The organism is Frankia sp. Allo2, assembly GCF_000733325.1.
In the GTDB taxonomy this organism is placed as follows: domain Bacteria; phylum Actinomycetota; class Actinomycetes; order Frankiales; family Frankiaceae; genus Frankia; species Frankia casuarinae.
On record NZ_JPHT01000075.1, the window covers coordinates 1 to 7,566 of the forward strand.

Below are 7,566 nucleotides of genomic sequence, written 5' to 3' on the forward strand. Positions count from 1 at the left end.
CGGCCGGACCGCGGTCCAGTTCGACCCGTAGCCGGTCACGCTGACTGTCCGACAGGCGGCATGACGCACCACTGGGTCCTCGTGAGGCCAGCGCCGCCGTGCCACCGGCCTGCCAGAGCCGTTTCCACTGGTAGGCCGACTTCGTACTCACCCGCAGCCGCCCGGCGACCTCGACCGGATCGACCCCGGCGGCGAACAGGTCCGCCGCCTGCACCCGGACCACTTCCCGACGGGCACGACCCTGCNCGGTAAGCCCGCNACCATCCGCATACCTCATGCCCGATACAAGCGTCGGACACGGCCGGGTCATACCCGGACAGACCGGATGTGATCAAACAGACCCCGACCATTCAAGATCTGTAGCGAACGACGTCGCCACGACCCACGTCCTCATGAACAACTGCTATGCCGGCTNTGCGCAGCGCAACGCAACGCCAGACAGTTGGCCGACCCGCTGGCCCGGCTCGACTCTCGCGAGAACCGTGGTCGTCGGAGGGACGAGCAGGGTTCCCGGTTATGTCGCCAGAGGCGATGGCAGGGCGTCATGCTCGTTGGCCGACTTGTCCCAATCCGGAGCCGTTGGGGAGCCGATCGGTTACGATCCGCTTGGGTTGCAGGGCGGGAGGTGATCCAGTTTGGCGGAGCCGGGAACGTCGGCACACTATGAGCGCCTCGCTGGCGCGTACGACCAGAACTGGACCTACAGCGACGTCTTCCTCGACTGGATGACCCGGGAGATGGCCGGGGCGCTCACCCTGACCTCCCACGATCGGATCATCGACGTCGGGTGCGGGACGGGACTGTACACCCGCCGGGTTTTCGAGATCGTCCGGCCGTCGACGCCGATCCTGTGCGCCGACCCGTCCGAGGGGATGCTGAGCCAGCTGCCTTCGGATCCCGGTTTTCGCCCGGTGCACGCCTCGGCGGAGCAGCTCGCCGGCGCGGCCAGCCCCGACGCAACGACGGCCGTCGGGCCCGGTTCACTCGACGTGGTGATGATCAAAGAGGCGATCCACCACGTGGCCCCCGCCGACCGTCCGCGGGTCATCGCCGGGCTCACAGGCCTTCTCGGCGACGGTGGCCGTTTCCTCATCGTGATGTTGCCGATCCGGATCTCGTACCCGCTGTTCGTCGCGGCCCTGGAGCGGTTCGAGGAGCTGCAGCCGGACCCTGCCGACATCGCGGACCACATGCGCGATGCGGGCCTGACCGCGAGTCTTACGTACCGCGACCACCCGTTGAGCATCCCGAAGGACCGGTACCTGGCGATGGTGCGCAGTCGGTACATGTCGTTGCTCTCGACGTTCGATGATGACCAGATCGAAGCAGGCGTGGCCGAGATCGACGCCCGCCATCCGGAACCGGTGCTGTTCTTTCCCGACCGGTTCGCCTTCGTGCTCGGTACCCGGAGGAGGACCGTCTCGTGACCGAGACCGTCGATGACCGTCTTCATCGGCTGCAGGGCGAGCTCAACGGTCATGATCGGATCGCGCGACATCTCGGCCTCGACTTCACCCGGCCGATCAAGTCGTTGAGTGACGGCTATCCGGAGAACACCGTCTCGCTCATCGGAAAGATCGCCGAACGGCTGCTGAAGCAGCTGTGGACCCATCGTGAGGTTCCGGGCGACCCGTCCGGCAAGGCGCTGAACGATCTGATCAAAGGTTGCCGGCCGCATATCCGCAGTACCAACATCATCAACGCGTTTACCGACATCCAGCGGCTTCGGAACCGTTCGTCGCATGACGGTTATGAGATCGCCGAGGAGGACGGCCTTCTCGCCGTGCGCCGGCTCCTGGACGTCTTGGACTGGTTCACCAGCACCGGCGTTACCGCGATCACCGGTGACGCGCCCGGCCTTGATCCGCTCGTCGAGCGGAAGGCCGAGTTCCTCTCGGGCCTGTACGCGACCCTGGGTTACAAGGCGATCAAGCGGTTCGAGCTGTCCGAGAGCACCGTCTACCAGCTGTTCTGCCGGCAGATCGGGTTGCAGGCCGAGTATGTGGAGATCATGCTCAGTCGCAGCCTGGAGGAGCTGAACCAGCTTCTCACTACGACCGGCGGCGAGATCCTCAGTACCCAGCTCCCGAAGCACACCCGGTTTCTGATCGTCGAGGACGAGCCGTCCGAGGATGTGGCGCCGTTCGCGGACGGTGAGATCCGCATCGTGGCCTACGAGCGGTTCATGGAGAGAATCGTCGACGTACCGTCGCATCTGTCCGCCCTGACGCTCAGCTACCCGGAGACGAGACCCCGTGACATGGAGCCGTTCAGGATCGCTGGGGATGTGCTGGAAACGGACCAGCACACCGGCGAGATGACGGTCACCGAGACGTTCGACGCCGGGGAGATCCTGCGCCGTCTCGCGGGAACCTCGGCGAACATCCTCGTCATTGGTGGTCCGGGCAGCGGGAAGACGACGCTGCTGAAGCAGCTCGCGGCGGACGGCTCGGAACCCGCACGGCATCGCTACCGCTTCTACCTGGACATGAGCCTGAAGGAACCCGAGGAGGAGTTCGGTGACTTTGTCACCCGGACCCTCAACCCGTACATGACGGTTCCGCGGAACCGGGTCTTCGACGTCTTCCTGTACCTGATCCGGGCCGGCTCCGTGCTGTGCGTGCTCGACGCGATCGATGAGGCGGTGCCGAACACGAGCCTGGAGGCGTTCCTCGGTGTGTTCTCCGACGTCTCGCAGGCGCTGTCGGCGGAGTCGACGGTCGTGATGTCGTCCCGCTACTCGTTCCTCGCCGACTCGCCCGAGGTCCGCCGGCTGCTGAACAGCTCGTCGCTGATCTCGGAGCAGCTCGTCCAGCAGCTGCACGCGAACGGCGTCGATCCGCTGGAGCTTCCGCAGTTCAGCGTGGTCCGACTCGGTGACCTGAAGCTGCACGCGGACGAGCGGGTCTACTCGGTCTCGCCGTTGGAACTGCGGCTCGCTCAGCAGACCGGCCAGCTCGCGCGGGGGCCCGCCGTGGATGCGGCCAGGCACCTCGCGGACCTGGTGCCGGCCCGCATCGGGCAGGTCCTGAACACCGCCGGGCTCGCTGATCTCCAGCCCAGGCTGGAGAGTTACTTCGGCCCGGCGTTCCTGGCCGATCAGGCGGTGTTCACTCTGGCGGACATCTGCACCCACGTCGGCATCGAATGCTTCGCCGAGGGACGGGTCACGCTGGAGACGTTACTGCTCGCGCCCCTGTTCCGTCCGGCCGGCGCCGGCACGGTGGCGTTGGTGCACACCGTTTTCCAGGAGTATTTCGCCGCGCGCTACCTGCGGACCGCGGCCGGACGGGAGGCCGCGGGCAGCAACGCCGAACCGATTCTGACCGAGCAGGTCCGGGAGTTCCTCGTCCACCTCGGCGCCGAGACGATCCCCGCGCCCCCGCGGACGCTGCCGGCAGCGACGTACCTGGTCGGGCCGAGCCACCGCCTCCTTCTTCGAAAGATCGAGAAGCCGGTGCTGTTCGACGAGTTCCCCGTGACGGTCGGGCAGTACAAGGCGTTCCTCGCCGCGGTCGCCGAGCAGGGCTGCGCGCAGTGGGATCATCCGGACACTCCGCCAGGCCACAGCCACGAACCATGGCAGGAACGCTTGCGCAACCCGGAGTACTTCACCGATCCGGTGTACGATAACTACCCGGCGAACTGCGTCAACTGGTGGAGTGCCTACGCCTTCGCCCGCTTCGAGGGCAAGCGGCTGCCGACCTGCGTCGAGTGGGAGGCCGCCGCCCGGGGCACGGATGGCCGGCTGTTCCCCTGGGGAGACGGCGTCGACCTGGCCGCGGTCAACTGCGCCGACGCGTGGAGCGGCCGGCCGTTGGTGACCTACGAGGTCTGGAAGCAGGAGATCGACGGCGGCCGGTTGCGGGACTGCGCCCCGACCCCGGTGACCGATCATGCGGCGAACCTGTCCCCGTTCGGGGTGCACGGCATGTCCGGCAACGTGTGGGAATGGACCGAGACCGTGTTCGACGGGATCAACTCCGCGGTGATCTGCGGCGGCTCCTACGACAACCCGTACCGGGCGGTGCAGACTTCGTCGAAGGCCCTGTACCTACGTCGGGGCAGCAGTAACGCCGTCGGGTTCCGCTGCGTGCGGGAGGTCGCGTGACCATGACCGGCGAGCCGGACAGCGGGCAGCGGTTCGGCCGGATCGTCGACCGCCAGCCGCTGGGCAGCGGACCCCACCGGGTCACCGCCACCTACCTGGTTCGCGACGACGAGACCGGCGAGATCCACGGCTTCGACTACAGCGACATCGTCACCGAAGGATTCCGCACGATCATCGTCGGGGAGCGTGTGCGTTTCGAGGTCGACCCGTCCACCGGCCGAGCTCACTTCGTGATCAGACTGGACCTTCCGGAGGTCGACGAATTCTACCGGTAGACCAGCCGGGACGGCATTCCTTCGTGGTCGTCTGTCCCGCCTTCCTCACCGGCACCCCGGACTGGCCGGAAGGTCCGCTGCCGTTACGCCACAAGGAAATCGAAGCGACCACCGCCGCACGCAGCACCTATTTCAGCGCCGCCTGCGCACGCATCCTCTACGGCACGCCTGACCGGCCGAGTCGCTGGCAGCGCACCGCACCCACCGGCGAGACGGACAGCCCGATCTTCGGGACGGAGATCCTCCTACCCGACCCGGACCGGCCGGATCGCGCCTTCGTCATCGTCCATGTCCATATCCAGACCGGCGGGTCCGAGCTCCTCGACGTCCTGCGCGCCGTCGCCGGCCGGCGCGGCAGTGCGACCCCACCCCCCGACCTCGGCTCGGCGCTGCCCACCTGGGCCCGCCTGGCGCCGTCGGCCCGAAGGTTCACAATCGCCTTCCTGACCTNCCCCNCCCTNCCCGAAGCCGACCCGCCGCGACCCGTTGACGCCGCCCGAATCGACTCTTGGTCGACCGCGGACACCTGGCTGTGGCATCTCGCATCCCGTACCGCCAACGCCGACTACCCGCCGGATCCCGACCACGCCGACCAGCTCCTCGACGGACGAGTGATTCTCTCCGCAGACTGGCGCGGGCTCGTCACCCGGGACGGCGCCGCCTTTCTCGGTCTACGCCCCGACGACGGCGCCGACGATGCGTTCTTCGGCTTCGCCCAGCTCTACGCCCACACCACCTACCTCGACGCGGTCCTGATCGGCATGATCCAGAACGTGGCCATCACCGAGATGATCGCCGAGGCGGCCCGCGCGTTCGAAGCCCAGGACCTTACCCGTCATCTTGCTCGTCTCGAAGAACGGGCCGCGCGATTCCGCAACATCTACTGGCTCCGGGACGCCAGCGCCCACGGCCCGGCGAACGACATCCTCACCGCCTATCAGGCACAGCACCATCTGCCCGAGCGGTTCGACGCCGTGCTCACCGAGATCGTCGACCTGAACCGGATCGCCCAGACCCAGGAGGGGCAGCAGGTCGGCGCGGCGCTCGGCGTCATCACCGTCGTCGGCCTGCCCTTCGGCGCCGCCTTCGCGGTACTCCAGGTCCTCGGCGTGAACTCGGCGCGAGACCTCCTCATCGGCGTGCTCGCCGCGCTCGCCGGTTCCGGCGCCCTGCTCCTCACCCGGTTCGGCCGGCTCCTGCTCCGTTCTCTCCGGTAACCGGAGTAACGGGCTCCCGAAGCCGAGCGGAACCTCGGCCACGCCCCGGAAAGGGACGCTCCGTCGCCAGCGCACCGGGATGGCGGCGGAGTTTGATACTGCGGCCGCACAGTTGACTGGACGGCCACGGCAGACGCCACAGCAGACATTGAACGGTGCGAAGCCAGTCGAAGTTTTCGACAATCCGCTGGCAGGGCATGTGTCGCCATNACCACTTGATTCCGCCCCAATCTCGCGCGAAGGGGTAGCGCGACAACGGGGAATGACCCGACAGTGGAACCAGCGGAGGAGGTGAGTCCGACGAGCCCGACGAACCGACGCACTCTCATCGGCGGCAGCATGGCAGCAGCCGGCCTGTTCGCCACCGCGGACACCGCGGCGGCGATCTCCGACCGCATCGCCGAATCGGCTGTGGCTCCTCGCNCCCTCCGCGAGATCGAACGGGACGTGCACGACATCGCCGCGGCCTATACCGCCACACCCGCGGGCCTGCTGGTGCCCCGGGTCGAAACGGGCTGGCTCGCCGTAGAACGGCTCCTCGACGGCCGGGTCCGCGGCCGGACCCGCACCACCCTGGACACCCGCGCAGGCCAGTACGCGCTCTACCTCGCGTTGACCGCTAACGACCTCGGCCACACCCAGGCAGCCGACACCTACCTCGACCTCGCCGGCCAGCACGCAGACGAGGCCGGGGATCGGCTCCTCGCGGACTGCGTCGCCGTGCTCGACAGTTCGTTCGCGTTCTTCCGTAACCAGCCGCACCGCGCCCAAGCCGTCGCCGCCGAACGGCGCCAGGACGCCCACCCCTACGCCCGGCCCATGCTCGGCGCCTGCGAGTCCCGCGCCGCGGCCCGTGCGGGCGATCCGGCGGCAGCCCGCCACGCCCTCGACGACATGTGGGCAAACCTGTGGACCGGTGGCCCTCTGCCCGGAACGGTCGCCGTTGACGAGGATCAAGCCCTCGCCCAGAGCGCGGCGATCCTCTCTCAACTCGCCGATCCCGCGAGCGAGGAGCACGCCCGGCGCGCTATCGCGGCCTACGCGGATTCCGGGCGTGCCGGGAACCTCGGGGGGTCATACAACGCCCTCGCACGCAGCTACCTACGCCGACCCGAGCCGGACCCCGAACGGGCCGCCGATGCCGCACGCTCCGCGCTGGCCGCTGTCGGGGAACAGCGAACGAGTTGGGTTGTCGACGTCGCCGGGCAGATGTGGCGGCAGATGGACGCCCGCTGGCCCGCCCTGCCCGCAGTCCACGACCTGGGGGTACTCGTCCAGGCCGCCGAACGGCCCGCACTTCCTCCAACCGCCACCTGAGCCGTATCCGAACATCCGTTCGTACGAGGCGCACAATGGGCGGGTGCGTCTCACCGTCGATCGTGACTCCTTGGCCAGCCTCGTCCCCTGGGCCGCCAGAATCCTCCCCGGCCGGGCAACCACCCAGCTCCAGGTCCTCGCCAGGCTCTTCCTCGAAGCGGGCGAGCATGCGCTGAAGGTCAGCGCCTACGACTACGAGGTGGCAGCCCGCGCCGCCGCGGGGCGGGCGCGGCCCTCACCCTCGACGGCCCGCTTCCCTTCGAGCTCCTGCCCGGTGACGAGCTCGGCCGGGATCTGCTGTCCCGGCGGCGGTTACACGATCTGCGGCACAGCTCGGCCTCGATCCAGCTCGCTGAGGGGGTCGACATCACGCTCGTCTCGAAACGCCACGGGCACAGCTCTACCCGGATCACGGGGGATCTGTACGCCCATCTGTTGCGGTCGACGGGCCGGGCCGCAGCGGAGGCAATCGCGAATGCAGTTCCCCGCGCCCACGTGCCGCCCACAACGATCAAGGAGCATTCCGGGGATAGGGAGAGAAATGCTTAGCTGCAGGTCAGACATCCCATGGTTTTCGTTGTCAAGCGGCGACGTCGAGTGTTGCTTTCTGTGTCCATGCGGTTGCCTCACTGTAGGGGGTGTGGGT

General features: G+C 68.0%; 6 protein-coding genes. 5 read left to right on the plus strand and 1 reads right to left on the minus strand.

The features are described from left to right. Positions 1-223, minus strand: a 223-nt coding sequence (locus ALLO2_RS22500) for a helix-turn-helix domain-containing protein (RefSeq protein ID WP_232235284.1), incomplete at its 3' end; no start/stop codon positions are given. A gap of 412 nt (positions 224-635) precedes the next feature. Here ALLO2_RS22500 and ALLO2_RS22505 point away from each other — a divergent pair. The 5 genes from ALLO2_RS22505 (at position 636) to ALLO2_RS27685 (ending at position 7,469) form a co-directional block, all read left to right on the plus strand. Then, the gene (locus ALLO2_RS22505; RefSeq protein WP_023842187.1) at positions 636-1,427 is read left to right on the plus strand and encodes a class I SAM-dependent methyltransferase; all 792 of its coding nucleotides are present in this window, start codon (positions 636-638) and stop codon (positions 1,425-1,427) included. Continuing rightward, a complete protein-coding gene (locus tag ALLO2_RS22510; protein WP_023842188.1) occupies positions 1,424-4,111 on the plus strand; it encodes an SUMF1/EgtB/PvdO family nonheme iron enzyme in 2,688 nt (895 codons plus the stop codon). Before ALLO2_RS22505 ends, ALLO2_RS22510 begins: the two co-directional genes overlap by 4 nt. A 2-nt stretch (positions 4,112-4,113) precedes the next feature. Next, complete coding sequence (locus ALLO2_RS22515) at positions 4,114-4,386, plus strand: hypothetical protein (protein ID WP_011435464.1); 273 nt, start codon at positions 4,114-4,116, stop codon at positions 4,384-4,386. Positions 4,387-5,894: 1,508 nt separating this feature from the next. Continuing rightward, positions 5,895-6,920, plus strand: coding sequence for an XRE family transcriptional regulator (locus tag ALLO2_RS22525; protein ID WP_232235286.1), 1,026 nt, complete (start codon positions 5,895-5,897; stop codon positions 6,918-6,920). A gap of 297 nt (positions 6,921-7,217) precedes the next feature. Then, a complete protein-coding gene (locus tag ALLO2_RS27685) occupies positions 7,218-7,469 on the plus strand; it encodes a tyrosine-type recombinase/integrase (RefSeq protein ID WP_255353893.1) in 252 nt (83 codons plus the stop codon). The last annotated feature ends 97 nt before the right edge of the window (positions 7,470-7,566 follow it).

Excerpts from the sequence above, each read along its gene's own strand:
- ALLO2_RS22515 (WP_011435464.1), top strand. The coding sequence starts at position 4,114 with ATGACCGGCGAGCCGGACAGCGGGCAGCGGTTCGGCCGGATCGTCGAC.